24 protein-coding genes and 2 pseudogenes are annotated in these 26,579 nt (G+C 46.0%); 14 read left to right on the forward strand and 12 right to left on the reverse strand.

Translation table 11 applies throughout. The features are described from left to right. Positions 1-7: 7 nt before the first annotated feature. On the reverse strand, positions 8-517 hold the full coding sequence (locus D0A34_23385) for an ATP-binding protein (protein ID UNU22433.1): 510 nt from the start codon (positions 515-517) through the stop codon (positions 8-10). 426 nt (positions 518-943) lie between these two features. On the opposite strand from D0A34_23385, the gene D0A34_23390 reads away from it, so the two are divergent. Then, positions 944-2,080 (forward strand): response regulator, encoded by a 1,137-nt coding sequence (locus D0A34_23390; GenBank protein ID UNU21397.1) that lies wholly within the window; start codon positions 944-946, stop codon positions 2,078-2,080. A 56-nt stretch (positions 2,081-2,136) separates the two neighbouring features. Here the strand turns inward: D0A34_23390 and D0A34_23395 are convergent, their stop codons facing one another. The 7 genes from D0A34_23395 to D0A34_23425 all read right to left on the reverse strand — a co-directional run bounded on the left by D0A34_23395 (position 2,137) and on the right by D0A34_23425 (position 6,539). Continuing rightward, entirely contained in the window at positions 2,137-2,463 is a 327-nt protein-coding gene (locus tag D0A34_23395) for an anti-sigma factor antagonist (protein ID UNU21398.1), read from the reverse strand. Between the two features lie 320 nt (positions 2,464-2,783). Then, the gene (locus tag D0A34_23400) at positions 2,784-3,884 is read right to left on the reverse strand and encodes an MFS transporter (GenBank protein ID UNU21399.1); all 1,101 of its coding nucleotides are present in this window, start codon (positions 3,882-3,884) and stop codon (positions 2,784-2,786) included. 78 nt (positions 3,885-3,962) lie between these two features. Beyond that, positions 3,963-4,079 carry a hypothetical protein gene (locus D0A34_23405; protein UNU21400.1) on the reverse strand — a complete coding sequence of 39 codons (117 nt, stop codon included), beginning with the start codon at positions 4,077-4,079 and terminating at the stop codon, positions 3,963-3,965. A gap of 301 nt (positions 4,080-4,380) precedes the next feature. Further along, on the reverse strand, positions 4,381-4,797 hold the full coding sequence (locus tag D0A34_23410) for a hypothetical protein (GenBank protein UNU21401.1): 417 nt from the start codon (positions 4,795-4,797) through the stop codon (positions 4,381-4,383). 51 nt (positions 4,798-4,848) lie between these two features. Next, positions 4,849-5,481: a helix-turn-helix domain-containing protein gene (locus D0A34_23415; GenBank protein UNU22434.1), complete on the reverse strand. Its 633-nt coding sequence runs from the start codon at positions 5,479-5,481 to the stop codon at positions 4,849-4,851. A gap of 153 nt (positions 5,482-5,634) precedes the next feature. Then, the gene (locus tag D0A34_23420) at positions 5,635-6,183 is read right to left on the reverse strand and encodes a DNA starvation/stationary phase protection protein Dps (GenBank protein UNU21402.1); all 549 of its coding nucleotides are present in this window, start codon (positions 6,181-6,183) and stop codon (positions 5,635-5,637) included. A 95-nt stretch (positions 6,184-6,278) separates the two neighbouring features. Then, the gene (locus D0A34_23425) at positions 6,279-6,539 is read right to left on the reverse strand and encodes a chromosome partitioning protein ParB (GenBank protein UNU21403.1); all 261 of its coding nucleotides are present in this window, start codon (positions 6,537-6,539) and stop codon (positions 6,279-6,281) included. A 146-nt stretch (positions 6,540-6,685) separates the two neighbouring features. Here D0A34_23425 and D0A34_23430 point away from each other — a divergent pair, with 146 nt between their 5' ends. The 3 genes and pseudogenes from D0A34_23430 (at position 6,686) to D0A34_23440 (ending at position 9,173) form a co-directional block, all read left to right on the forward strand. Then, a complete protein-coding gene (locus D0A34_23430) occupies positions 6,686-6,919 on the forward strand; it encodes a DUF433 domain-containing protein (GenBank protein UNU22435.1) in 234 nt (77 codons plus the stop codon). Continuing rightward, a pseudogene (locus D0A34_23435) lies at positions 6,916-7,257 on the forward strand (hypothetical protein). The gene D0A34_23430 and the pseudogene D0A34_23435 overlap by 4 nt, the downstream one beginning before the upstream one ends. A gap of 329 nt (positions 7,258-7,586) precedes the next feature. Beyond that, entirely contained in the window at positions 7,587-9,173 is a 1,587-nt protein-coding gene (locus D0A34_23440) for a DUF262 domain-containing protein (protein UNU21404.1), read from the forward strand. A gap of 83 nt (positions 9,174-9,256) precedes the next feature. Here D0A34_23440 and D0A34_23445 read toward each other — a convergent pair. Then, a pseudogene (locus tag D0A34_23445) lies at positions 9,257-9,545 on the reverse strand (DUF1345 domain-containing protein). Positions 9,546-9,848: 303 nt separating this feature from the next. On the opposite strand from D0A34_23445, the gene D0A34_23450 reads away from it, so the two are divergent. The 8 genes from D0A34_23450 (at position 9,849) to D0A34_23485 (ending at position 20,969) form a co-directional block, all read left to right on the forward strand. Then, entirely contained in the window at positions 9,849-10,103 is a 255-nt protein-coding gene (locus D0A34_23450; protein UNU21405.1) for a hypothetical protein, read from the forward strand. A gap of 181 nt (positions 10,104-10,284) precedes the next feature. Next, positions 10,285-11,292 (forward strand): histidine kinase, encoded by a 1,008-nt coding sequence (locus D0A34_23455; protein ID UNU21406.1) that lies wholly within the window; start codon positions 10,285-10,287, stop codon positions 11,290-11,292. A 227-nt stretch (positions 11,293-11,519) separates the two neighbouring features. Further along, positions 11,520-11,984, forward strand: coding sequence for a transcriptional repressor (locus tag D0A34_23460; protein ID UNU21407.1), 465 nt, complete (start codon positions 11,520-11,522; stop codon positions 11,982-11,984). 734 nt (positions 11,985-12,718) lie between these two features. After that, on the forward strand, positions 12,719-14,932 hold the full coding sequence (locus tag D0A34_23465; protein UNU22436.1) for a hypothetical protein: 2,214 nt from the start codon (positions 12,719-12,721) through the stop codon (positions 14,930-14,932). Positions 14,933-14,979: 47 nt separating this feature from the next. Next, a complete protein-coding gene (locus D0A34_23470; protein ID UNU21408.1) occupies positions 14,980-16,908 on the forward strand; it encodes a DUF3685 domain-containing protein in 1,929 nt (642 codons plus the stop codon). A 215-nt stretch (positions 16,909-17,123) separates the two neighbouring features. Continuing rightward, on the forward strand, positions 17,124-17,609 hold the full coding sequence (locus tag D0A34_23475) for a DUF1817 domain-containing protein (GenBank protein UNU21409.1): 486 nt from the start codon (positions 17,124-17,126) through the stop codon (positions 17,607-17,609). Positions 17,610-17,913: 304 nt separating this feature from the next. Beyond that, a complete protein-coding gene (locus tag D0A34_23480; GenBank protein ID UNU21410.1) occupies positions 17,914-19,446 on the forward strand; it encodes an NAD(P)/FAD-dependent oxidoreductase in 1,533 nt (510 codons plus the stop codon). A 308-nt stretch (positions 19,447-19,754) separates the two neighbouring features. Continuing rightward, on the forward strand, positions 19,755-20,969 hold the full coding sequence (locus tag D0A34_23485; GenBank protein UNU21411.1) for an FAD-dependent oxidoreductase: 1,215 nt from the start codon (positions 19,755-19,757) through the stop codon (positions 20,967-20,969). Positions 20,970-21,116: 147 nt separating this feature from the next. Here D0A34_23485 and D0A34_23490 read toward each other — a convergent pair whose 3' ends face one another. Then, positions 21,117-21,989 carry a pentapeptide repeat-containing protein gene (locus tag D0A34_23490; GenBank protein ID UNU21412.1) on the reverse strand — a complete coding sequence of 291 codons (873 nt, stop codon included), beginning with the start codon at positions 21,987-21,989 and terminating at the stop codon, positions 21,117-21,119. Positions 21,990-23,108: 1,119 nt separating this feature from the next. On the opposite strand from D0A34_23490, the gene D0A34_23495 reads away from it, so the two are divergent. Next, a complete protein-coding gene (locus tag D0A34_23495) occupies positions 23,109-23,372 on the forward strand; it encodes an XRE family transcriptional regulator (protein ID UNU21413.1) in 264 nt (87 codons plus the stop codon). Further along, positions 23,369-24,286: a hypothetical protein gene (locus D0A34_23500; GenBank protein UNU21414.1), complete on the forward strand. Its 918-nt coding sequence runs from the start codon at positions 23,369-23,371 to the stop codon at positions 24,284-24,286. Before D0A34_23495 ends, D0A34_23500 begins: the two co-directional genes overlap by 4 nt. Here the strand turns inward: D0A34_23500 and D0A34_23505 are convergent. Then, positions 24,276-25,337, reverse strand: a complete 1,062-nt coding sequence (locus D0A34_23505; protein UNU21415.1) for a site-specific DNA-methyltransferase — start codon at positions 25,335-25,337, stop codon at positions 24,276-24,278. The genes D0A34_23500 and D0A34_23505 overlap by 11 nt on opposite strands. Positions 25,338-25,493: 156 nt before the next feature. Continuing rightward, positions 25,494-26,171 (reverse strand): 5'/3'-nucleotidase SurE, encoded by a 678-nt coding sequence (surE, locus tag D0A34_23510; protein UNU21416.1) that lies wholly within the window; start codon positions 26,169-26,171, stop codon positions 25,494-25,496. Positions 26,172-26,579 lie beyond the last annotated feature (408 nt).

The raw sequence follows: 26,579 nt of genomic DNA on the forward strand, positions 1-26,579 counted from the left end.
GAACCCATTAATCAGAAATTTCCTCTACCACTTCCAAAATATCATCTTCATTGTTCGGCGTTGAGACAGGAGTATAATTTTTGACCATCGACAAACAGTTCCGTCCATCAGCCGTTCTCACATAACTAATACTGTCTGCGATGTCTTTAATCAATTTTAGACCCCGCCCGCCCGGAGAGTTAATATCGACTTTTTCCGAAATATCTTTGATTTTTTGCTCTAAATCAAACGGATCGCCCGAGTCCCAAATTTTAATCTCTAAAGATTCAGCGAACACCGCCACCTGAATCTCAACACGCAAATCCGGTGGTTTGCCCTTGTGGGCGTGACGCACCGCATTCGTAAAGCCCTCAGCCAAAGCTAACTGACACCGTATCCACACACTTGTAGGAATTCGCGAGTCGTACAATTGTCCAAACCACGACAAAACCCAGCTTAATCCACTCAGACCTGTATTGACTTGAAGATCCGCTTTTTTTAGCATCGGCAACTTTTCGGAACCCTTTAATTCAATCACGCTCACCACAGAAGTTCTTCATCGGCCCGTGGGCAAAATACAACCAGAAAAAATACGATGAGACAAAATACAACGGCGGCAAAATTGAATGGTAGTTTGAGGATACTAGCTTTGGTGGGCCGTCGAGCGATGTCTAATCCACTAATCGGTTAGTCACTATACCATAAATAGCACTTTCATGTCAACCAGCGACTGTGGCAAATAAAAGTCTATAAAAATTTATATTCTGAGTATAAACTGAGTGAAGTTCGATCACGCCAAATTTTCCTCAAATTTTAACGTAAATTGAACTCAACAACCCGCTGTCAAAAGCAATTACCTCGAAAGCGATGTCAATAAACTATACTCAATCTCAGACAAGGGCGCTGACAGGATATATTTTAAATGACCCCCAGACCTTGAAAAACTTGTAGTACCTAAGTGCCCATGTTTCAAATTCTGGTTATTGACGATGATACGGCTGTTCAAGAACTGCTGAGAAGAACCCTGAAAAAACAGGGTTACGAAGTAACAGTAGCAAGCAATGGCGAAGACGGTGTAGCCCAGGCGCAAAAATTGCGTCCGGCCCTGATAATTTGCGATTGGATCATGCCGCGCTTGACCGGCATCGATGTCTGCCGTCGAGTCAAGGCAGATCCGGATCTGTCAACTACACAATTCTTTTTGTTGACTTCTTTGGGTTCGATCGCCGATCGAGTCAAAGGCCTCGACGCCGGTGCCGACGATTTTATCTCCAAGCCGATCGAACTCAACGAGTTACAGGCGAGAGTACGCGCGGGATTGAGGCTGCACCAACTCAGCCGAGATTTGAAAATAGCCAAGCAAAGTCTGGAAGCAGAGTTAGCCGAGGCCGCCGAGTACGTGCAATCGCTGCTGCCAGATCCGATGACGGAACCTTTTAGCATCGAGGCAAAATTCATTCCCTCCCGGCAGTTGGGGGGAGATTGCTTCGACTACAACTGGCTAGATGCCGATTATTTGGCGATTTACTTGCTCGACGTAGCCGGTCACGGTTTGCGGGCGGCGCTGCCTTCGGTGGCCGTGCTGAATTTGCTGCGATCGCGCACGCTCCCCAACATAGACTACTACAAACCCAGCGACGTTTTGCGCGCCCTGAACACCACCTTCCAGATGAGCTACCAAAATGACAAGTATTTCACCATCTGGTATGGCGTTTACAACCGCATTTCTCGCCAGCTAGTTTATGCCAGCGCCGGCCATCCACCGGCCGTGTTGATTTCCCAGTCCCCTGCGAGCACCGCTAAAATCCAGCGATTAAAAACCCCCGGAATGCCGGTCGGGATGTTCCCCGACGCCCCCTATGTCGATAATTGCTGCGATGTCGAGGATTTGAGCACTCTCTACATCTTTAGCGACGGGGTATACGAGATCCACCAACCTGACGGCAATATCTGGGGGCTTGACCCTTTCGTAGATTTGTTAGCAGCTTACAACGGTGCAAGTGCCGACCAGTTAGAGCTGGTTTTGAACTACATTCAAAAGTTGAACGCTAAAGCAGTTTTTGATGATGATTGGTCTTTACTCAAGGTAAACTTTGGCTAGCTGACTTCTTGCATTGCATCTGCGACCAAATAGCAAGAAGGCAGCAGCCCAAAGATTTAGTTAGTTGAGGGAATTTTGCTATTAAAAGCATCGCGGGTCGGAAATATCTCGAAAACTCGATCCATGCTGGTGAGTTCAAATAAGATGCGGATTTGCTCGTTGATAGAACAGACAACTAATTGACTCCCAGCGGCCCGGACTGTTTTGAGCGCTAAGACTAAAGCGCCCAAACCAGAACTATCCATAAATGTCACATCAGTGAAGTCTATCAATACCACATCGGCTCCCGCTTCCACTAGGTCGCTAATCTCTTGGCGGAATTGACTTGCCTTGGTGCCGTCTAAAATGCCAGAGGGCTGAATAATTTTAACTACAGGACTCATATTTTGCGGTGGGAATGTCAGAATTTCTAGCCAGACTAGGCTAGTATAGCTGCGAGATGGACTCCGATCCAAATAAGAGAGTGGGATTTCTAAGACATTTTCACTCTTAAAGGCAGCGCCCAGCAGCCTCTAAACAGTCCAAGAAACTGATTCAGCTTACTTGTATGCTTCCTCAATATCTTCAGAGCGCCCTTAGCATCGGCGTTGACTGCCCACCCAATAGCTGTGCGGTAAAGTCCACAATGGATACGTTTGCGACTGAATTTATAGGTATTGGGCCTGTCTGCATTCCATAGGGGGAGATTGACATCTTCGACTTTTCATCGACTTAGGATAATTTTCGATTTCAACACCCACCACAGCGACAGAGCAGATACCATAACAATCAAAGCGGAAACAGCCGGTATGCCAGCGATCTGGCTCAAACCACCCATCACTGGAATACCGCCCACAATAATCGCGAGTCCGAGTGCAAAACCTGTGGCTGTGGCTGGCTGTTGTGGCATAATTTTGGCTGTGGCGGCGAGGGTGACAGGAATACTCGACTGGAGTAGTGCTAAACCAAGAATTAAAGTGAGGTAATTTGGTGGATAAAATAATAATAAAACTGCGGCAATTGTGAGGGAAACAATTGTGTAGCGCCTCCAGCCCCAGCGCTGTGCGAAAATACCGCCAAAGACTTTGGCAATACCGGCGACAAAGGCGATCGCAACGAGCTGATTGAGATGCCTTTGTAAGAGGAACTGGAAGCTAGTCCAGACGGTGGAAGTGAGCGCGATCGCGCTCAGTAGTACCAATAACACCCAGTCATCTAATTGGATATATTCGATTGTTTCCTTCCCAGACAGAGCCTGGTCATGGGAGAACATATCATATTTTGACAAGTCAATTATGGCAACGATCGCCATCATGAAACCGAGTAGTATTACTATTGGCAAGCTAACTTTGTAACCCGTCCATCCCCACGCACCACCTAATGTTAAACCGATCACTCCTGGTGCGGCAAAAATTCCCGGGCCAGTAGTACGATTAGGAGTAGCAGTTAATGCTAAAGCGCCGCCACCTACATGAAAAGCCGCCGAACCAATTCCTGCTAAAATTACAGCTAGTTGAGAATGCCATTGAGCGATCGCTAATCCCAATAAAAGCGAAAACAATCCCCCCAAAACAGCTAGACGAGGACGTTGGAATTTATCTGTCAGCATTCCCGCCAATGGCTGATAGCCAAAACCCAGAATGTTGTAGAGAATAATCAGCCAACTTGCTTGCTCTAAAGACATCGTGCGGGGCAAACTTCCTAACAGAAACCCCGCGGCTGCATCAGCTAAACCGTGAGCAATACCAAGAATTAAGGAGAGGGAAATAGCAGAAAGGTAAATAGTTGGTTGGTGCAACCGGAATTTATGTTGATAGTTTGGCATTGGATTAGATATAGCACTTGACAGTTTTGGTCATAAACCTCGTTTCTTTGCGCCGTCGATATCTTATCGTTCACGCAATCAAAATCGAGCGCTTTTATCTGAGCAACCAGGAGGACATTGAAAAGCACCATCAACCAATTGCGGTATTTCAGGAGCTTTCATAGATGGCTTGTCAGTTTCACAAATGCCTTGCATGAATTTGTCATGCTCCTTGTCTTTAACAATAAATATTGTAACTTGGTAACTTTTGAGATCGTTTATTTTGCTCGTGGCTGTGAAATTAGCTTTCGTTGCATCTCCCTGAAAATCATATCGATAAAATCCATATCTAGTTTTTTTTTCGGGATTTTAATTATTCCCAATTATTAGCCAAGCGCTTTTTCTCATAGTAGAAGTTTCTCTGCCAGCTAATATAACTTCGTATGTCACTTCTCACTTCCCAGGATATCATTGGAGGATTAGATGTTACAAAGGGACTTCCACCATTGTTATAGCCTCAAGTAGAAATAAGAGCCAAGCAAAGAATTATGTAACTCGCCAAATTGCTGAAGCCTGAAAATAGGACGATTTGGCATCTCGGAATATTGTTAGTTTTGAAAAAAATGCCATAAATTAAAGATTCAATATAAGAAGAAAGCAGGAAGCTGCTAATTAGTAAAATTAGTGTTTCACTCCCATCTCTAGAAAACGGATCGTTAAATAATAAAAGAGGAAGTCCTACAATAGAGGTAGCAATATTTGCCACTAAAACTGGGACGAACAACCTGGAAAAACCAATAGCAATTTCCGACGATTTCAAACAGAGAAAAATAACTAGCACCTCAACGGGAATAATGCTGGCAAAAACCAAGATATTACCAGTTTGTGACAGAAAAAAAGGGGCCGCTACATCGGCTACAATTACTTGAGCCATAGGGTTATCCTTGTTATTCAGAATGACAACTAATGGACAAATTACAATAGCTCAAACCAAGCTAACTTTGGCGCGGTAGAGGAGTTTGTCCCCTTGTCTGTAGCCTGTGTAGCGGACTTTGACGGGTTCTCCGGGCTCGGCTGTTCCTTCCATGAGCTGGTGCTGTTGGGGGTTGTAGGGAATCTGGGCTCCGACTGGGGCGATCGACTCCACTCCCCAATGCTCCAATAACTGCTCGACGGGCCGCAGCAAGGGCAGTAGTTTCTGAGCCCGCAAGTTGTGATTTTCCTGAGCTTTGCTCGCAGCAGTCGGCCACTGCAACATCCAAGATTCTAAAATTTGCACGCTAGATAGCTGGAATTCCTGCAGCAAAGATTCTCGCTGCTGTTCGAGCGAAGCTTGCAGGCGCTGATATTCTTGTTCTACGGCTGTCGGTGGTGCCTGTTCTAACTCTACATAGTCTGGCGCCAAGGTTGCGAGCAGTTCGGTTAAGGAAATTTGTAAAGCTTGACTGATTTTGAGCAGGATGTCGGCTCGGGTTTGCAAAGCTAAGCCGCGACGCAGACGACTTAGCTGGATATCGGAAACTCCTGCTTTTTGGCTGAGTTCTCGATCGCTCGAAAGCCCCGCCTGTTGCATCAGGCGTTGCAGTTGAGGAGAATAATCTGGAATATTGGCAGTCACGAAAAACTCATCCAAATTAATAAATGGACATATTCTCGATCCTAAGCTGTCAGGAGCATTAACGAAATACATTTTTGGGGCGGGCTGTTGGGCCCGCCCCACAAGAGTTTCGCAATTTATTCCGATGCAAGTTCAATTATTGAAAGCTTGCTATTAGACGGCTACTTTTTCCCGGGCGGTGGCTGTTGCAGTTGTCGCAGAACCTTGCAAATGCGCTTCTAGGAACCACAAACGCTTGTCAATTGTCCGCGAAATTTCGGTGTACAGATCCGCTGTATCGGCGTCGCCGAGTTCGTCTGTTTTGTCGATGGCGACTCGCAGGTGTTTGGCGTAGGGTGCGTAGCGATCGGCCAAAGCCGTCACATATTCTTTCCCATCTAAAATGTCGAACGGAAACTCTGGCAGGATCGAATCTGCGGCGGCTGTGCGGGCTGTTCCTACAGCCAAACCGCCCAAAGCAGTTACCCGTTCGGCAACCAAATCGATGTATTCTTCGAGTTCTGTTGCCATTTCGTCAAATAGCAAGTGCAACTGGTAGAAGTCCATGCCTTTAACGTTCCAGTGAGCTTGCTTGACTTGAGTTTTTAAGTCCAGAGTCGTTGCCAGCGTGGCGTTTAGCAGCCCCACTACTTGAGAGCGGGTGGCGGCTGACATATCGATGCGGGTGGGGTAAAGATGTTGTTTGTGATTGTTGGTAGTCATAGGTTTTTAGCTTGTTATTAGTGATTGTCGATCGAATATCTTAGAAAGCTTTGGGCGATCGAATATTTGACTGTTGTGAATTTCTGTTGAGAGGCTCAGGCTAGGTGCATCTGCAACACGGCACGGGGAGCTCGGCGTACTTTACAGCGGATAGTTTCTAAACCGAGACGCTGGCAAGCTTCGTATCGGTGGCAGCCGGAAAATCCGTAATACTGGCCATCTACTTCTAGCACATCGATGGGTTCGCTTAAACCTACCTCGCGGATGGATTCCATGAGGGCGGCGACTTTGGTTTGGTCGTTGACTCGCGGCAGGGGGCGGCGAATCTGGTTGAGGGGTATTTCTTCGATCCTCATGGCGGCTGTCTGTTTTGCTTCTTGTTAAATCATACTCGTAATGACTTCGACTTGGCAAGAGAAATCAGGACTTACGCAAAAACCTGCTTTCGAGATGATTACTCAGTAAGATGGAGACGAACAAAGCAACTTACAGGCAACCCCTGATGAACTCAACGACTGGCTTGTTAACTCGCATTACCCAAACCCCCGGTCAGTGTGGTGGTCGTCCCTGCATTCGAGGAATGCGAATTCGAGTCACCGACATCTTAGAAATGCTGGCTGAGAACGTCAGCGTTACTGAGATTTTAGAAGATTTCCCGGACTTGGAGCTTGCAGATATTCAAGCTTGCTTGCTGTTTGCTGCACGACGTACCGATTTCCCAAGACTGACGGCATGAAGATATGGATCGATGCTCAACTGCCACCAACTCTGGCAAATTGACTGACAGATAACTTTAATTTAGAAGCGGTTGCGTTGCGAGATATTCAACTGCGAGATGCCCAAGATACCGAAATTTTTGAATCAGCACAAGCCGAAAAAGCTGTGATTATGACCAAAGACAGCGACTTCATCGATTTGGTATGTCGATTAGGAGCGCCCCCTCAAATTTTGTGGTTGACCTGTGGCAATGTAACAAACCGTAACCTGCGACAATTGTTAAGTGCCACTTTACCTGATGCAATAGAACGATCGCGTCAACGAGAAGCGATCGTAGAAATCAGCAACAACCCTTGAAGCCGATCGCTCCCCAAAAAGCCCAAAGCACTGTCTTACAGATCAGATTACGGTAGCTTGATCTCGAAGGCTGATAAATAGTATTTAAATGCTGCTCTCACCGAGAGATTAAGCTACTTAACGACTAAGATAAGCGGCGGCAGGCAGCATTTGCAATATCACCAATACCTTTGGCCCGTCCGCCGAGCGGGTTGTTAGACCGCGTATTTACAGTTGCTTCTGCCATTACTAAAAGGCTGATCGTGGCTTCGTAGAGAGGAAAATTCAATCATGATTATTGCTTGATGATATAGTGGTACGTAAACATTTACCGAGAGTAAGGCTTAAATATGGAGTATCAATCCTATTCTATCAGGCAGTTGCTGGATGCTGTAAGTAGTGGCAGTGTTCGGATTCCTGCTTTCCAGCGAGGTTTTGTCTGGGATATGGATAGAGTTGCATATCTAATGGACAGTATCTACAAAAATTATCCTTTTGGCTCATTACTTTTTTGGCGAACTAAATACAAGCTTTCTGTAGAGAGAAAGCTGGGTCAATTTGAACTTCCACAACCCAAAGAAGATTACCCAATTGATTATGTCTTAGACGGTCAGCAAAGGCTCACATCAATATTTTCTGTTTTTCAGACCGAACTAAAGCCAACTTTCGATAGTGCATGGCTTGGAATATATTTCGATTTGGGAGCACAAGAGGATGTACAAGAAAGTCAGTTTTTGGCTCTTTCGGAGATCGATGTTGATTCATCTAAACACTTTCCTCTGAGCGTTTTATTTGACTCTGTTAGATATAGAGATGCAACTACCAAATTTACTATTGAGCCAATTATACGTTTAGATAGAATTCAAGAGAAATTTAAAGAAGTATCTATTCCTGCTCAAATTTTAAAGACGGATGATAGAGCAATTGTTGCAATTGTATTTGAGCGCGTTAATAGACTAGGGATGGAACTTGATACTCTTCAACTCCTTGCAGCCTGGACTTGGAATGACGATTTCGATTTATTAGAGAGTTTCAAAGAATTGAAAGAAGAACTTGAAGAGTTCGGATTTTCTCAAGTCGGTGAGGATGCTGATTTGATATTGAGATGTGCGGCGGCTATATTAATGAAAGATCCTACTCCAGATAATCTCTTAGAATTGAATGGTCAACAAATCAGAGCAGCATTTCCCAAGGTCAGGAATGGGATTTTGGGTGCTATCGACTTTCTAAGAATACAGTTGAAGGTTATGTCCCTTAAGAACTTACCATCCTCTGCGTTGATCATTCCTCTATGTACCTTCTTCGCAGAACCTGATGGCAAGCAAGTGTCCTATGACTCAAACGTTAATGCCAGATTAAAAAAGTGGTTTTGGCGATCTTGCTTTACCAACCGATATGGTAGTAGGCCTAAAAGAACTGCCATAACTGATATAGAAGAAATACAAAAGCTTAAAAATGGTGAGGTGAATACTTTTGGAGATATTTCTCACGATCTAAGTAAGGATTTCTTCAAAACTAATTATTTTAGGTTAGCTAGTGCAAATACTAAGACATTTATATTGATGTTAGCAAACAATAATCCAAAGACTTTTTTGTCCGGTTCATTAATTGATTTAGATAAAGTTTTGCAAAAGTACAACCGAGCAGAGTTTCATCATATTTATCCCAAAGCTTACTTGAGAGATTTAAACACTTCTGACGAAAAGATTAATTGTCTTGCCAACTTCTGTTTTTTGAACAGTTCAGAAAACAAGAAAATAGGGCGAAAGAAACCGTCTGAGTATATCACTATCATGCCCAATGATGATGTGTTGAAAGAAATTTTAACAAATGCTTTTTGCCCACAGGAATTTTGCAATGATGATTTTGCTGATTTTGTGAATAAGCGTGCAGAACTGTTAGCGACTTTTGCAAAACAGTTGATGCAAGATGTGTAGAACCAAGCTCGAGATTTAACCAGCGCCCAAAATTAAGATCCGATCGCCAATCAACAAAAAAATGCAGCATCTGCTACTGAATCCTATCCATTCAATCCAGCAATAATATTCACGCTCATAGCCAAAATAACGGTGTTAAAAAAGAACGATAGCACGCTGTGAAAAAGCACGAGATACCTCGTCGAACGAGAAGTGGTCTGCACATCTGCAACGTCGGCAAGTCATGCCAACGCCAAAGGAGAAATATAAAAAATCTTTGTAGTGAGGTTCCTCGTCACTCGGAAAATCCCAACCCCCCGGCTGGAAGTAGCTGCCGTGCAGTTTGCTCCGCTTTCCGTAGTAGCTGCGGCCATACTGCATGGTGAAGATAGTAGACTTATTGCATAAATCTTTGATTGATAGGGAAACCGCAGATGCAACGCGGATAATTTGAAGATAGGAGAGCGAATGCTTGCAATTCAAGTCTACTGTGTACCTGCATCCAAGACCCAATATAGGTTAGGCACAGTAAGGGTTAGAAAATCCCAACTACGGCCATCTTCGCAGCAACTCCCAAAAAATAGCTATGAATTGGCAACACTCAGCACAGGCAGGATTTTTCATGCCTTTCGATAGATCGATCGACCTCAACCTTCTAGCTACAGTGGGAGAAAAGATAAATTGTGGCTTGAAATTATGGCATCCTCCCAACCCCTCAAAGGCATTGAATTGATCGACTGCGCTAAAGCTAACGCCCAACAAGGAATCGCCACAGCCGCGGATCTTTGCGGCTACGGGAGCGACCTCAACACCTTCGAGCGGGAACTGAAAAAGGCTTGCCAAGACATCGGCGTCGAAGTCAAGGAGTTAAGCGACTTGATTACGGCTCAGCAGATGATGCAACAAGGAATGGGTATTGAAGTCGCTCCAGATACTCCCTCAGAACTCTAGGCTCAATCTCCACCGCACCAGTTTTAGAGCTAAAATTGCCCCAACACCAGTATTTTGAGTCTGCTAGCTGAGGCAGGCTAGAATGTTTTGCATGGGAGCTTCCGACTTTAGCCAGGAGTCGCGTTCTCTCCCGCGAAGAGGGTGCTTTCTGGAGGGTGCTGAGATTGTTAGGAGGACTGTCGTGTCAGATCAGCAAGACCGAATTATGCGTTTGTTTATAGAGGAGGCTAAGGAGCACCTCGATACTCTAGAAAATGGTTTAGTGGATTTGAAGTCCACGATGAAAGACCCCGAAAGCGTCCAAGAGATGTTTCGAGCCGCCCATTCCGTTAAAGGAGGGGCGGCTATGCTCGGCTTAGATAGTATTAAAACAACCGCTCACCGCTTGGAAGATTGTTTTAAGGTGCTCAAGGACGGGCCCGTCAAGCAGGTTGACCAAACGGCAGAATCGCTATTTTTAAAGGGAGTTGATACGCTTAAGGACTTGCTGGGGCGACTGGAGGGGCCTTTCGGCTTGAGGAATGAAGAGGGAGAAAAACTCGTGCAGCAGGTGATGCCTGTTTTTGCTCAACTGGAAACTCACCTCAATAAATTGGCGTCGGGCAAAGTGCAGGCGGTTGCTGCTAGGTCTGGAGCGCCCGCCGCTCCAACAGCGGGCGCCGTGCCGGCGAATTTTGCTGTTGAAGTGATGACTTTATTGAAAGAAATGTTGCAGGTGTTCAAGCAGAAAGAATCGGTTGCTAGTCGCGCCGAGTTGACGGCTGTTTGCGTTCGCCTCTATAAGTTGGGAGGTAAAATTGAGACTTGGCAAAATTTAGTTAAAACAGCTAGAGCCGCCATCGTTAATCCCAAAAACTCGTATAAAGTCTTAGCTCCGCTGATTATCAAAGAACTCAAGGAAGCTGGGGATTTGGTGCAAGGGGGGAAAGTCAAGGCGATCGTTCCGAGTAAAAATTTGCTACTTTTGGCAGCAAGCCCAAAACCAGCAGAGGTAAGCGCCCCAGCAGCAGCCCCAGCAGCAGCCCCAGCAGCAGCCCCAGCAGCAGCCCCAGCAGCAGCAGCGTCGAAGCAAGTTGCACTTCCGGGCGAACCGAAGGCGGTAGTCAAGCTTTTGCTCAAAACTTTCAACAAAAAGCAACTCTCCGAAATCGCCAAGTTACTGGTTCAAGCCATCAAATCCTCGAACTAGGACTTGTTGCAGTAGAAGATAGAGTCAAAGCAATATTTTTGAAGCGGATAATTTTCTGGGGGTGCTGGCAGCCTGAGTTGAGCAGCAACTCGAAAAAATTCACTCATTCGAGATTTTTGCGCTCTACCTTCTACTGTTGGGCAACCCTGCGTTAGAATGAGTGGATATGTAGGCGTGCAATATTGTACCAGAATTAAAAATCGAGCAGGCTTTATAAGGCGGTAGCTGTGAAACCAATTCGTTCATTAGAAGATGCTTTAAACCGCTGTCAGGCGATGGGAATGCGCTTGAGCCGCCAGCGTCGATTTATTCTAGAACTTTTGTGGGAGGCAAAAGAACACCTCTCGGCTCGCGAAATTTACGATCGCCTCAACAAACAAGCGCATTCGATCGGTCATACTTCTGTCTATCAAAATCTAGAAGCTTTGTCGAGAGAAGGGATTATTGAGTGCATAGAACGCTCAGAGGGACGCTTGTACGGCAATGTCAGCGACTCTCACTCTCACGTCAATTGTCTTGATACGGCTCAGATTCTGGACGTTCATGTGGAATTGCCGATCGACTTGATCGAGCAAATCCAACAGCAAACTGGTGTCCGAATTGTAGACTACCGGATAGATTTCTACGGATATCGCTCGGCCGAGTCCGCTACGCAAGCATCGAGTGTCACCGATACGCCAAAGGCTTCGTAACCGATAAAGCCGCCGCTGTTGGAAGCAAAACAGATGTTTGTGCTGGGCCGGTCGGTCGTATAAAATGATTCAAGTATTTAGCTGCGCTTGATCGTTTTTTTTGCGTCGCCCGCCGGAATTCGGCACAGTAGAAAAAAAGGAAAACAGAAAAATGAAACTCGATCGGCAAGTTTGGCGATCGGGAATAAAATTTATGACTAAACCAAAAAAATCAATCCTATCCCCTACAGGTAAAAGTGTAGACCAAATCCGGCTTTAATACCCCCTTTATTTTTTAATCGGCTTGGAGTGGAGCAAAGTTTGTGTAGTTGGGGTTTCAACCGCTGAGTCCGATCAGGGAATTTCTGACCCGGATTTAATATGAGAGCTTAGTTGAATCCCTCCCACAATTCATGTGCACAGTCAATTCTAAAATCTAAAATCTAAAATCTAAAATCTAAAATTGATGGACTGACGGGGCTTTCTACTGTTTTTTCTGCTAAACGGCCCCGGAATCTGTTAATAACTGTTTGATAACTGGTATGATTTACGTGCTTCGAGAGCCTAAAATACTCGGAAGCAACCAGTGGGGCCAGACACGAACCTCACTATAAAACGCCGTAGAGGGAAAGATTGCCAGTACCTTGAAGGAAGTTCTCGATCTCCTTAACAGGAGTCAGAAGCCGACATCACAATCTATAGATTTGATGTGGGAGTGTCACATTCTAGTGCGCATTACAGGACAGGCTGAAGTAATGGCGAGACGACAATCTGACCAATTCCACACACCACCGCAATACAACCCATCCCCTAAACCGACGGCACAGTTCAGTGCAGAGGCGACAGGCGATGCGAGTTCCTCAGTAACGGCGCTGCCGACCGAGGGAAAAAGAACTTTTTGGCAGTGGCAGCTTATCTGGCTGAGTCTCCTGGTGGGATTTGGAGTAACCGGTGCCGCTGCATTTCTGTGGTTGCTGACGATGCCGCCACCGCCCAATTGCCAGCAACTGTCGCCGCTGGCGGCGGACGGAGAGCGACTTTACTGCGCTCAACAAGCTGCTAAGTCGGGCAAGCTAGAACAGCTAGAATCGGCAATGGCATTGGTGCAGGCTTGGCCGAAAGAACATCCGCTATACTCGCAGGGTCAACATTTGATAGGGGAATGGTCGAAAGCCATTCTGGGATTTGCCAGGGCAAAAATTGAGAGAGGCGATTTGAAAGGTGCTCTGGAGATTGTGGCGAAAATTCCGAAAACCAGTCGGTCTTACCCAGAGGTACAGGAGGCTGTTACTGCTTGGGAAAAAAATTGGCAGGAGGGCCAAAAACTCTACGATACAGCCCTAGCAGCTTTGAAAAGTGAGGATTTAAGGAAGGCTTGGGATTATGCTCAAGCTCTGTTCAAGCTGGAAAATGTTTTCTGGAGTCAGAAACGGTACAACGAGCTGATCCAGCAGATTTCTTTGGAAAGAAACGGCTGGCAGCGCTTGCAAGAGGCTAGAGATTTGGCGACGGAGGGAACTCCGCAAAAATTCGCTGAGGCGATCGTCCTGGCTCGTAAAATAGACTCGCAGCTTTTTGCCCGCGCTAAAGCTGAGAAGGAAATTGAGGGCTGGAGTCGGACTTTGCTGGCAATGGCTACTAAGCGGTTGGGGGCAAAAGACCTGCCGGGGGCGATCGAGGCTGCTTCTGTTGTGCCGCAGGATTCGCCGCTGTTTGCGGAAGCTCAAGATTTGATGCAGTTGGGTAGGGCTCAGGCAGTGACGTGGAACCAGTCGATATCAACACCGCTGCCACAACACATTTTTAGCTTGCTGGAAGGGCAGGGGGCTGCTAGCCAAATTGCTCCGGGTCGCCCTCTGTACAAGCAAGCTCAAGTTCAAATTGAAAATTTGCAGGTGCAGTTTCAAGATTTGCTGCGTCTGCAAGTGGCGAGCACGATCGCTAGTTTCGGTCAGATAGGGACGTTTGGACTCGCGATCGAGCAAGCGCAAACCATCGGACTTAAGCAGCCACGGCGGGTTCACGCTCAAACTTTGGTGGCTGCTTGGCGTCGGGAAATTCAGCGGATTGAAGACCAATCTTTTGTGACTCTGGCGAAGCAGTTGGCAGAACCGCAAACGGTTGAAGGACTCAAGGGCGGCATGGCTCAGCTACTCCTGATCGCTCAAAACCGCCCCCGCAGGATAGAGGCGCAAACTCTCTTGGCTCAGTGGACGAAACGCATAGAAGTTATTCAAGATCAGCCTTTTTTGGATGAAGCTATCGCCTTGGCGAAGCAAGGAAAACTTAGCGCTGCTATTGAAAAAGCTTCGGCAATTAAGAGCGGTAGGACTTTGTACGCCAAAGCTCAGGATAATGTCTATCAGTGGGTGAGCGAACTGCAAGTTGCTCAAGACAGACCGATTCTGGATCGAGCTTCGGAATTGGCATCTCAAGGCAGTCTAGGAGCGGCGATCGATACGGCTTCCCAAATCGGTTACGGTAGAGCGCTGTATTCAGAGGCTGCCAGTGCGATTGGGCGCTGGAGTGCTGAACTTAGAGCCAACAGTGCACCGCCGCCGGCTCCGCAACAGGAGTACGCCCCGGCTCCGCAACAGGAGTACGCCCCGGCTCCGCAACAGGAGGAGTACGCGCCAGCTCCAGCAGAGGAGTACGCGCCAGCTCCGCGACAGGAGGAGTACGCGCCAGAGCCAGAGCCTTACTATCCGCCTGCGAGACAAGAGGCCCCGGCTCCCGAACCTTACTATCCGCCTGCTAGAGAGCCGGCTCCCGAACCTTACTATCCGCCCGCTCCAGAGCCGGAACCTTACTATCCGCCCGCTCCAGAGCCGGAACCTTACTATCCGCCCGCGAGACAAGAGGCCCCGGCTCCGGAACCGGAACCAGCTCCTCCTCCGGCTCCGGAACCAGCGCCGCCCTCGATTCCTGAATCTGCTGGGCCTCCTGATGCTAATTTGCTCCCCGAGTAATTGGGTTTTCGCGCGATCGAGCTCTAAAATCTCCAATCTAAAATCAAGTGAGTAATTTCCAACTGCTGACGATCGATGGCGACCCGATTTTCCGGCTGGGGCTGCGAGTCGCTTGCGAGCAGTATCCAGACTTGCAAGTTGTCGCAGAGGTTTCAAGGGGAACCGAGGCTTTGCGAGTTCTAGAAGCTCGCTCGCTCGAATCGGTAGCAGCCAAGAAACCCGCAGATTTGGTAATTTTGGCTGTTGAGGCTTTAAATTTGCGATCGGGTCAAACAGAGGCGCTGGGATTTTGTCGCGAACTCAAAAGTTTGTACCCCAACCTGCCCCTGTTGCTGCTAGGCGGGCCGCTGACACCGGAGCTGTTGGCGACGGTACAGGCTACGGGCGCGAATGGCTATTGTCCTAAAGGTAGAGATATTTCCTTGACCATCGAAGCTATTCGCGCGGTGGCATCTGGTCGCACTTATTGGGGGACGGATACGGCAGCTAACTCCGGAATAGAAATAAATGCAGCGGGGGTTCAAATAGTAGAAAACTCCGCAGCAATTGCAGATAAAAATGCAGGTAATTCGACAGTTGATACGCCAGTACACAAAAAAATGCTGGCTTATTTTTGTCTTTCTGGACTACGGGAAATAGATGCAACTTTGGCGGTTGTCCAAGCTGATTTGCAAGAGATCAGAGCCGCAGAGCCGACAGATTTGCCCTCTATTTTAGATGGGGTTGTCCTCAGCGGGCGCCGCAGAGAATTGCTGGCAGCTCGTTGGATTGTCAATCAGTTATTATTTGAAGGAAAAGGAGAGAAGGCAGAAGGCAGAAGGCACAGGAGAGAAGGCAGAGGGGAGAAAGAAGAAATTAGAGGCGAGAATTTGTTAAATAATTCTCAATCGCAATTAGCGAATTCCCAAGTTTCGGCTGAATCTTTGGTGGTTGCAACTAATTGGCAAGGTAGCTTGTTTGACTCGGTGGCGGCTAAATTGCAGTTTGAGTTGGTGAATTTGACTGGCTTGCCTTTGGAAATCGATATTTTGCGATCGCCCAAAAAGCATGAATTGATGAGTTCCATCCTGCGGAAGTTAAAGGATTTGCTGGAGGAATTGCGTTTTTCGCAAGTGCAGCCAACTCAATTGTCGCAAAAAATGCCTGCTATTTTACGGAATTTGTGGGAGGCGACAATCATAGATTTTTTTGGCAGATACTATACACTGCAAACAGGAGAAAATCGGGTTTTTGATGGCAGTCAAGCAAGCTTAAAACTGGGAGAAAGTCAAGGGGGAAGCGCTGCTTATCTCTTGGCAGGCAGCGGCGTAGAAGTTGTGCCGATGCTGCTGGCAGATGCTGATGTAGTTGCAGCAGAAATTCTTGACAAAATACCGATGACCGTTGATTTTTTTGCACATTTGCTATTTGAAATTCCTCTAACAGTTGACAATATTTCTTGTGTTTCTGGCAGCCCAGAAGCAATGCAGCGAGCTGAAGCTTTGTTAGAAAATTTGGCAATACAAGTTGCTAGCGGAGTGGTACAGCCTCTATTAAATAATTTGGCAAATATTGAAGAAATTAAGCAAATTTTTTACGATGGTAAGTTGATTTCCACGCGAGAAATTGAGAGATTTCGGAATGATTTGTCGTGGAGATATAGCTGGGATAGATATTTTGTGGAACCGAAAGCTATTTTTGAAAGCAGGCTTTGGCTGTTTGTTTTGGGCGATTCTGGAATTAAGAAAATTTCTATTTATGCTCCGAGAAATGTGGAGTTAGCACAGCTTTCGGGGTGGCAGTTAGCCTTGACCTTGCTGCTGGAAACCAGGGATGCGATCGCACCTAGAGTTCGCGCGGTTATTTCGCTGTTGGGTGCTGGGGTTGTTTACGTTTTGACTCAGGTTATAGGGCGGGGAATTGGTTTGATCGGGCGGGGAATTATCCAGGGGATTGGTAATTCTTTGCAAGATAGCAAGTTTGGGAAAAATGGGTGATGGTTGGACAACGAGTAGTAGAAAATCTTGCATAAATCTTTGAGGCAAGGCGGAAACCGCAGATTAATCGGGATTAACACCGATGCTTTTCAAAATATTTTGCGAATGTCTGCAAGAGTTGTGGTGTAGGGAAGTTAACCGATTTGATATAATTGGTAATTGGTGATTGGTGGTATTATAGATAAAACTTAATGCTATAAGAAGGTTGAAATTTTATGAGTATTATGATAGCGATAGATGCCGATCGCATAAACAGTTTAGATTTGTCTCCGGTGCGGACTGTGATTGAAAAGTGGCTGGCCGAAGGAGCGATCGCCCAAAACGAACAACAGCTACAATTTGAAATTGAGTATCCGCGCGAAGAGTTAGATCCGCGAGAAATTTCAGAAATTCCCGAAGTGCGGCTGTGGTTTATTCGCTTGGATGCTTGTTACCCTTGGCTGCCATTTTTGCTGGATTGGAAAGCGGGAGAATTGGCACGCTATGCCGCAATGTTGGTGCCGCACCAGTTCCACCGAACCCAAGGTATTCAGTACAATCCTGAAGCTTTGGAAATGTTTTTGATGAACAAAATTTTTGTGTTGACTGATTGGTTGAATCAGCAGGGAATCCCCAGTAAATCGAAGTTGATGGCGATGTCGCAGATGTTTGGTTATGATTTGGAGGATGCTTTTTTTGATGTGATTGTGCCGAACAAATAAGCGAGCGCGCCTCTAATTAAGATACTCCTAATTAGGTAGGCTACTCTATACCTTAAGACTAAGAACAAAGGTATAAACCCGGTTTCTTCCCTTGTGGGGCGGGCTTTCCAGTCCGCCTCGGAAGCTATAAGTTCTATCCACAACAGGTTAATTAAGCTTAACAGCAACCGTACTCAGGGTTTAATACAATCCTTAAACCAGCGCGCCTCAAAAAATTGTTGCTGGACTTCAGAATTTTCTCAGAATTGATAGTTAGTTTAAATAGACAACGATCGCCCCATTCAATCGATCGAGGAAATTTACCATGAAAACAGATTACCTCATCGTCGGCAGTGGTTTATCAGCACTGGTTTTCGGAGCTTTGATGGCAAACTCTGGCAAAACCGTACACATCCTCGAAGCTCACGAGCACCCCGGAGGCTTTGGTCACACCTTTACGATGGCCAAAAAGTACACCTTTAATGCCCAATTCCACTACGTTTGGGACTGCGGCGAAGGACATACAGTAAATCGAGTTCTCAAAAAACTCGGTCTCGATCGAGATGTCACCTTTGAACGGTACGATCCGAATGGCTACGACCACATGAGAATGCCTGGGTATGCGCTGGATATTCCCTCGGAACCAGAGGAACTGATCCGCAGATTGTCGGCGCTGTTTCCCGAAGCGGGCGAGAGAATTCGCCAATTCGTCAACGAAGTCGAGAAAACCGGCAACGGACTCAGAAAACTCGCTCCTCCCGTCAAACCAATTGAATTGCTCAAAAATTTCGGTGACGTATTCTGTGCCGTCCAACACCTCAACAGTACACTTCAGGACGTTTTCGACAAGTTCCAACTCCCGCAAGCCGCCCAAACCCTATTAGCCCTGCAATGGCCGGACTTTTTGCTGCCTCCAAATCAGCTTTCTTTCTATGCTTGGATTGCCTTGTTTAGAGGGTATCAAGAAGGCGCATTTTACCCGACCCAGCATTTTGAAGCTGTCATCAATTCTTTAGTTAATGTCATTGAATCCAACGGGGGGAAAGTTCTATTAAACCATGAAGTCACGAATTTTAGGGTGACAAACAGAACAGTAACAGGAGTTGAAGCGATGGATTTGACCACGCATCAAACCCATGAATTCACGGGGGACACGGTGATTTGCAACCTTGACCCGAAAAGAGCGGCCAAGATGATTGGAGAGGAACTGTTCTCTAAAAAAGTGCGGCGGAAACTCAACTATGAGTATTCTGCATCTAACTACATGGTGTACTGCGTTGTCAAAGATATCGATCTCCGAGACTATGGATTTGGCAAGTGGAATACGTTTCATTCGGAACACCTGGATCTAAATGAAGCTTTTGCTCAAATGTATGAGCAAAATGATTTTTCTCGTCCGAGCTTTGCAATTACAACGCCAACTTTACTGACCCAAGCGCGGGGGGATTGTCCAGAAGATTGTCAAATTGTCGAATTTCTGACTGTTGCTAATTACAGCTATTTTAAACAACTTTGGGATAGCGATCGCAAAGCTTACAGACAGAAGAAACAAGAGATTCTGGACTCGATTTTAGATGTAGTTGAAAAACACTATGTTCCGAATTTCCGCAAACACATGGTCTTTCATGTTACCGGAAGTCCGACGACTAACGAGCGCTTCTGTTGGTGTCCTAACGGTAATTCCTACGGTTCCAGCCTGACGCCGCGCAACATGGGGGTCGATCGACTAAATCATGAAACATCCCTCAACAATTTCTATTTCTGCAACGCCTCCTCGGGCTATCCAGGCTTTGCGCCGACATTTTGGACGGGGGCGCTGCTTTATCAACGTTTATCCGGCGATGCGATTTTAGGCTAAGGAAAATTGGCAATTGGTTATTTTCCTGTTTCTCTCGTTCCTTGGCAAAGCCAAGGAATGAATTTCACTCTTGCTCTGCCTGTTCTTAAAAATCTCTCATTTCTGCTCTCATTATCTCGTTCCTTGGCTCTGCCAAGGAATGAATTTCTGGAGGCTCTGCCTCCTCTTAAAAATGACCAGGCATAGCAAGAGTGAAATGCGTTCCCAGGTTCTACCTGGAAACAAGAATTTCTTCCTTCTTCCTTCTTCCTTCTTCCTTCTTCCTTCTTCCTTCTTCCTTCTTCCTTCTATCAATCTAGGAGTGAACTATGAGAATTGCAATTGTTGGGGGCGGAGCGAGCGGTATGGCAGCAGCCTACTGGCTCGATAAACAGGGGCATCACGTCACTGTGTTGGAAAAGCAGCCGATTTTAGGCGGACACATTCGGACGCTCAACAAAAATGTTGCGCCCAATCAATCCGAGTGCAATGAAATATTAGAAAATGGGGTGCTGGAATTTCCCACTGTGTTTTACAATTTCGTGGCTTTTATGCAGGAGCTAGGCGTTGAATTAGAACCCGTGCAGATTGGTTCCGCGCTGTTTCTTAAAGATGGCGATCACTTTTTGTCTAAGGTCTCTATCAGGAAAAATTTTACAGGAATCCAACGCCTGCTCGAGTATTTGCGGCTCGATAGTATCTACGCTCGTTCGGCTGCATTTATTTTAAAAATGCGGTTTGCTAAACAGCACGATTTCTACGATGTGCCGCTTTCTCAGAGTTTGAAAAGCTCCAACATCCGCAATTATTGGCTGAAGTTGCTGACGATGTACAGCTACTCGATACCGTTTGAATCCCTCGACAATTTTCCGGCCGAATTGGCGCTGCCTGTTCTGCGCGACTATGCCTTGGTCAACTGGGTGAGGATTAAAGGCGGGGTGTATTCTTACATTGAAAAGATTCTGGAGCGGTTTAAGGGCGATATACGGCTGAATGTGGAGATTGCCCAGACTTTCAGAAGTGCTGATGCTGTAAAAATTGTGCTTTCTAATGGGGAGAGTCAGGAATTTGATAAGGTGGTTTTTGCGATGCCACCAGACCAAGTGATGAGGCTGTTGTCTGACCCGACGGATGCGGAAACGAAGCGGTTTTCGGCGTGGAAAGCCAATTATGCAACGACTGTGCTGCATTCGGATACATCAATGTACGATCGCTACGGTATCCGCAAGTTATCAGAATTTGATTTTTTCGAGACGGACAAGGGATGGGGATATAATGCGAGCTTGAATCAGCTTTGCGGCATTTCATCCCCACGAGAGTACAGTTTAGCTTTTCAACTGCAGGAGTCGATCGCCAAAAAAGACATTATTCACATTCAGAAACATCACACGCCGCTATATAATGTCGAGTCTTTTCGCTATCGAAATGAAGTTATCGAGACTAATGGCGAAAACAACACTTATCATGCAGGAGCTTATTTGGGGGATGGTTTGCACGAAGGAGCCATTACCTCTGCTTTGCGAGTCGCAAAATTAATTGGGTGAGCTCAATGGTCATGCTACAAACTCTCGCAAATATCAGTAAATTTCTTGCCGGTGCAACACTCTCACAAAAGTAATGATGTCTGCATCAAACAGTTAAACCAATGCGAGAGTCGTCCACTCGGATGCGAAATTAATTTTTGGCGTTGCCTAAGCTGCGACACCACGTGCTGTAGTTAAGTAGACATCATTGCTCAAAGATGGGGGCATTGTTGATCCGGCTAACTGAGTACCCTCAAAGTTGGTTCCCGTGAATGTTGCCCCGCTCAAGTCGGCTTCGCTCAAGTCTGCATAGCACAGCCTAGCCCAATCAAGGTTTGCCTGCACCAAAGAAACTCCCACCAGATTTGCCCTGGTTAAATCTGCTCCCATCAACTTGACGCCCCGCAACTGAGCCCCGCTGAGATTGGCAGCTAACAAGTTCGAGCCTTCCAAGTTTACCCCGTTCAGTTTGGCTCCGCTCAGGTTGACCCCATTGAGATCCGTCCTGCTCAGGTCGATGCCATTGATGTAAGCTTTGCTGAGATAGATGCCTGTTAGTTGAGCGCCAAAAAGCTTTGCACCGCTGAGTTTTGCCCCTCCGCAGTTGGCCCAGTTAAGGTTTGCTCCCGTGAGGTTTGCGCCCCGCAGGTTGATGAATTGCAGGTCGGCTGTACACAAATTGGCGTTCCAGAGGATGGCCATCGCCAGGTTGCTACCTATGAGTTGGGCGCCACTCAACTTTGCCCTGGGCAGTTTTGCTTTGACGAGGAAAGCTCCGCTGAGATTGGCTTTCGTGAGATCTGCGTCCGCTAGTCTGGCTTGACCCATTTTGGCAAAACTCAGATTTGCCCTGTAAAGGTTTGCGTCGTTGAGTTCTGCTTTAGTGAGATGCGCCCGACTCAGGTTAGCTCCCGATAGGTTAGCCCTCGAAAAATTTACCCCGACCAAGATGGCTCCGCTGAGGTTTGCTCCGCTAAGGTTAGCGCCAGCAAAGTCTCTGTTTCCATTTTCGTACTCTTTGAGCAGCTCGGTTACTTCCATAGCGGTCAGATTCCTAATAGCAGAAATTTATCTAGAAATAAACACTCTTTATAGATATTTTATCTCAAAGGGAGTGGAGGCGCTCGCACTTTCAAGAAAGCTGACAATTAACTTTATATTTATACATATATAGCAATCCTTGCAGGAGTCGTAAATTTTTACCCCACCCCAACCCTCCCCGAACCCGCTCGCTCGGAAGTAAGAAATTCACAAATGATGCGAGGATTACTATACTTTGTGCTTTTTCCCGAGTCCCGACCTTTTTGAGGTCATAGTCTGAAACCTTTGATTTATCGTGGGCCTCTAGTGTGCTTCGGCAAGCGTTGCGATCGTACTGAGATCAGTGAAACCGTTATTCTCAGTAGGTAAGCCATCAAACACTGTCCGAAGTGTTAATCAATAGTTAGAATCAATATTCTTGTTGTCCACTGTGGCTAACAGCTTTTTTAAACGGAGACTGCAAATTTGTTAGTTGTGTTTGCGTCAGGTGTCGCGAAGCCTGGCAGGGTCATTGATTTATATTTTATCTACTGTCATTTTTCATGAAAATTAGAAATGGAACAACAGCTTACTCAGGGAGAATTTTTCTCGGTTGTCTCGCAGCAGTTATACGATCGTGCTTTTCAATATTTCCTTGAGTCGATCAGGGTTAAAAGTAATTTCAGACATTCTACTTCTGAGGAATTTATCGATATGCCTAACGGTAGAGGGTATTCGTTCAAAACCTAGCAGATAATATACTGCAGATGGTACAAAACTAACAGCGAGTAGTATCTGTATAGGATCACCCCCTCTACTGACAGTTAGACAAATGTGTCCATCTATGTTATGCTGAGTCAAAATTGAGGAAGGATCATGTCAAAAGAAAGAAAAAGCAACAAAGAAGTCAAAAAGCCAAAGAAACAACCTGATGGTGTTGCTAAGCCGAAGGATGACAAAAAAAATTATGGTAGCAGCGAGGGCCGCAAGTAGAGATAGCTGCCACTCTCTGAACGGTGATTAATTGTGTTCAATTGTCATTACTATCGATTTTTAACAGATTTAAATATCCTTTTTTGGGAGTATCCGAAAACAGGTTTATTATATCTAGGGAATATGCAGTGCTAAACCCAAAGAATAATGAAGTCTGTTTTTAGCGATCAATATGAAACCTTCCGTTGCTGTATGATTGCGGCTCGTAAAGAAGCGCAACTAACTCAGGAGTCTGTTGCTAAATCTCTTAAAAAGCCCCAGTCTTTCGTAGCCAAATATGAAAACGGTGAACGACGGTTAGATGTAATTGAGTTTCTGTTAGTTGCTCATGTAATTGGTGTAGATCCTTGCGATATTATTAGGAAAATTTCACAAAAAATATCTGAAGGATATTGTGAGAGCGAGATATGAATACCCAAGATGTAATCAGACTGGCCTCCCAATATTTAGATCGCTTATCGGGTAACACTTTCGATGTTTTAGATGTATCTAAACCTGTTACCGTAGATGCAGCGGTGAACCTGTCTAAAGTTATCTCAAAGCTTTCGCCCTTAGTCGGAAATTTAATCGAATTTAACACCATTGAATTCTTGAATCAACAAAATGAGTTCGCTGAATTGGGAAAGTGGCATAGGCAAGATCCTGGCTTTCCAGATACTATTTTCCTCGGCATAGTTCAACCAACGCCAGGATTAGAAATTAAAGCGTGGTTCCCACTAGCAACAGAGATAACAGCACGTTTCAAAGATAGTCAAAATCACTTTAGGTTTGATCAGACCTACGTGGCTATCCTGGCATGGCTACCCGATAAAATCATCTATGGCAAGCCTCGCATTCTTGATGTGTGCGTTGTCTCTGGTTTATCGGTAGCTGTAGCGAGAGATACCCACTATCACAATCCGCCGGATTATCTTGTTTTAGAGCCGGAAGATACAACTCAAAGAACAGCAAATTTGCAACAAACAAACACCAGTGGATATAAATTCCAAGGCTCTGCTGAGGAGTTTATAGAAGCTGCGAAAATAGTTGATTCATGGGGTACTCAAGGAAAAGTCTACAAACCAACTAGAGAGTATCAGCGCCTTCTGCGGGAGCTACGGATACGCTATGAATATAGACTAGATACAAATTTTGCAAAGATGGACAGAATTGTACATCCAGGCATTGAGGAATTTAAGCGACGTGTATACAATACTGAAGTTTCCGGTATGACCGTTGGTCGGTGGAATAAGCTTTTATCAAGTCGCCTAGAAGACAGCATCAAGAAATCCCTACAAGATTATCTACAGATTAGAGAAGAGAGTATTGATGAAATTATTGATTAAATCTCTGTACACCATAGTAGAAATAGTCGGGGTCTATCTCGCAAGAAAAGGCTTTTCTTTTGAGTTTACGTGCTGACAAAGCTGCACTGAAAAGCCCGCCAAAAGGTTCCCATATAACATCGTTTTCATCGCTCGATGCCTCAACAATAAGGTTCATCAGCTCCAGAGGTTTTTGGTTGAGATGTAATGCTTTTCCAGAAATAGTTTTAACTCTCTCATCGCCCCGTAAAGCTTGACGCTCCCAAACGTTTGTAAAACCGTGAGGGCATCTAAACTTTGATCGCATCTTGCTCCATTCTTGTCCCGTTAAAGGCTGATTTCCATCCAGCGAAAAGTATGGTTTTCCTTGAGGACTACCATACTCATTTGCATAGTTCACTAGCCTTTCAAACATCTCGGTCGGAGGGAAATACCACAAATGCCCTTGATCGAAGTATTTCCTGGTTGCTGCATCCACCACCCCGCAAGCATTGTTGGCTCGTCGTAACGGCAACCCAGAGCGTTTCCACTCTCGCAGTAACCACGCCTTTAAGGTAAGTTCATTAACTGTTACTTCTCTAACGTATTGAACGCAGACTTCTGTAACGACGGGGAACCTGCGAATTTTCTGTGTGTTAACATTCCCTGCGATATGACCTTTTCCCTTGTTCCAAATATTGGAATTGACATAGCGCCAACCATATTTTTCTAGAAGTGGATGCACAATAGCCCAACCAATCTCTGAATTCCAAAACCAGAGTGTTGTACAGGGTATGGCTGCTTTTGACCAAGCCTCGATATGAGGTTTATACCAATTAGGTAAATCAATGTGATCTGAGGTATCTCCTTCAAACCCAAGAATACCGTAAGCTCCATCTGAAACTATGACAGTAGGTTGCTCCCACTTGTCGTAGTGCTGGAGAGTATCGCCGAGATATAAAGTAACGTATTCGTCACTCCATGCAGAAAAATTAAAGTTGGTATTGAGATTAGCTACTTTGCCACGACCAACAGTGCTGCTCGCTTTGCGTTTTAAGATGCTCGGAGAATTCGCTTCTGCGTTAGGACTCATTTGTTGACTTACGTGACTCTAAAAATTAAGTACAAACATTTTATCCTGTTTTGGGATATTGAGGGGAAGTGATACCAAAGTTAACCTACCTACTTCCGCTTTGTTGACAAAAAAAATAGTTTGATCGCCCAATCCTATCAAATCCCATCAAATGTATCACAGCGATATCTCAGTCACCGCAATATTACCCTCAAAACACACGTCAACATCAGTCCCCGCCGCCCGAGCGCGCGAGCCATATTCTCCGGCATAATAAAAGTATTCTCCCTCCATCCGGTAAACCACTGGCAGTGGCTGCGTCGAAGGCTGGCAAAACACAATTTCCGGTTCCGCACTTCCCGGCGCTAAATGCGGCAAATTCACATTCCAGAAACACCCAGACTTTAGTTCCCGGTTCAGCAAATCCGCCAACACCCGCGATGTCCAGCGAGTAGCGACATCCCAGTCGATTTCGAGCGGCCTTTTAATCCGGTGGGAAATTGCGATGCCCCGAATACCGTGCATGGCTGCTTCGCGCACAGCCGCAACCGTACCCGAAATATACACGTCAACCCCCAAATTGCCACCCGCGTTAATACCCGAAAGCACCAAATCCGGCTTTGCACAAACGTGATGAAGAGCAATACGCACGCAATCGGCCGGTGTTCCCCCTACAGCATACTCAAATTCCGATCGCCGATCGACATGAATCGGACTGTGAGCCGTCACTTGATGCCCGCAGCCCGACAATTGCCCCTGCGGAGCCACCATAATTGTTTTGCCTTCTACAGCCTGCAAAAGTGCCTGAATCCCTGGAGCGTCGATGCCGTCGTCGTTGGTTAAAATTATCGTCATTGAAAATTTATCTGTTTGTAGAACCGTTTCGCTTCATCTGGCTGAGTCAGTTTGATAATCAGACGCGCCATTTATTTTCACGGCTAATTGCCGCCCCTCTTCGGGCGTTTCGGTTAACAGAGAATTATTTGGAATCAGCATAATTTCAGGCGGTAGTGCGGGTGAATCGTTGGAAACTGTTGTGCAATTCATCTCAATATCTCTTGTGGTGTGTTGATAGAGATTCGGCTGTTCATCTACTTCGATCGTACAACAGCTTTGTAATTGCTTCAATGAGCTAGCTCATATTTTAAACGATTTCTCCAGGATTTACTCACGGGTGGCCAGAAACCTGGTTTTTTACGAAAATTCTGCTCCGCAGTTTGCAGATTAGGTAAAAAACCAGGTTTCTTGGATAGAAATGCGTCA

Origin of the sequence: Microcoleus vaginatus PCC 9802 (assembly GCA_022701275.1) — a bacterium.
Classification (GTDB): Bacteria; Cyanobacteriota; Cyanobacteriia; order Cyanobacteriales; family Microcoleaceae; genus Microcoleus; species Microcoleus vaginatus_A.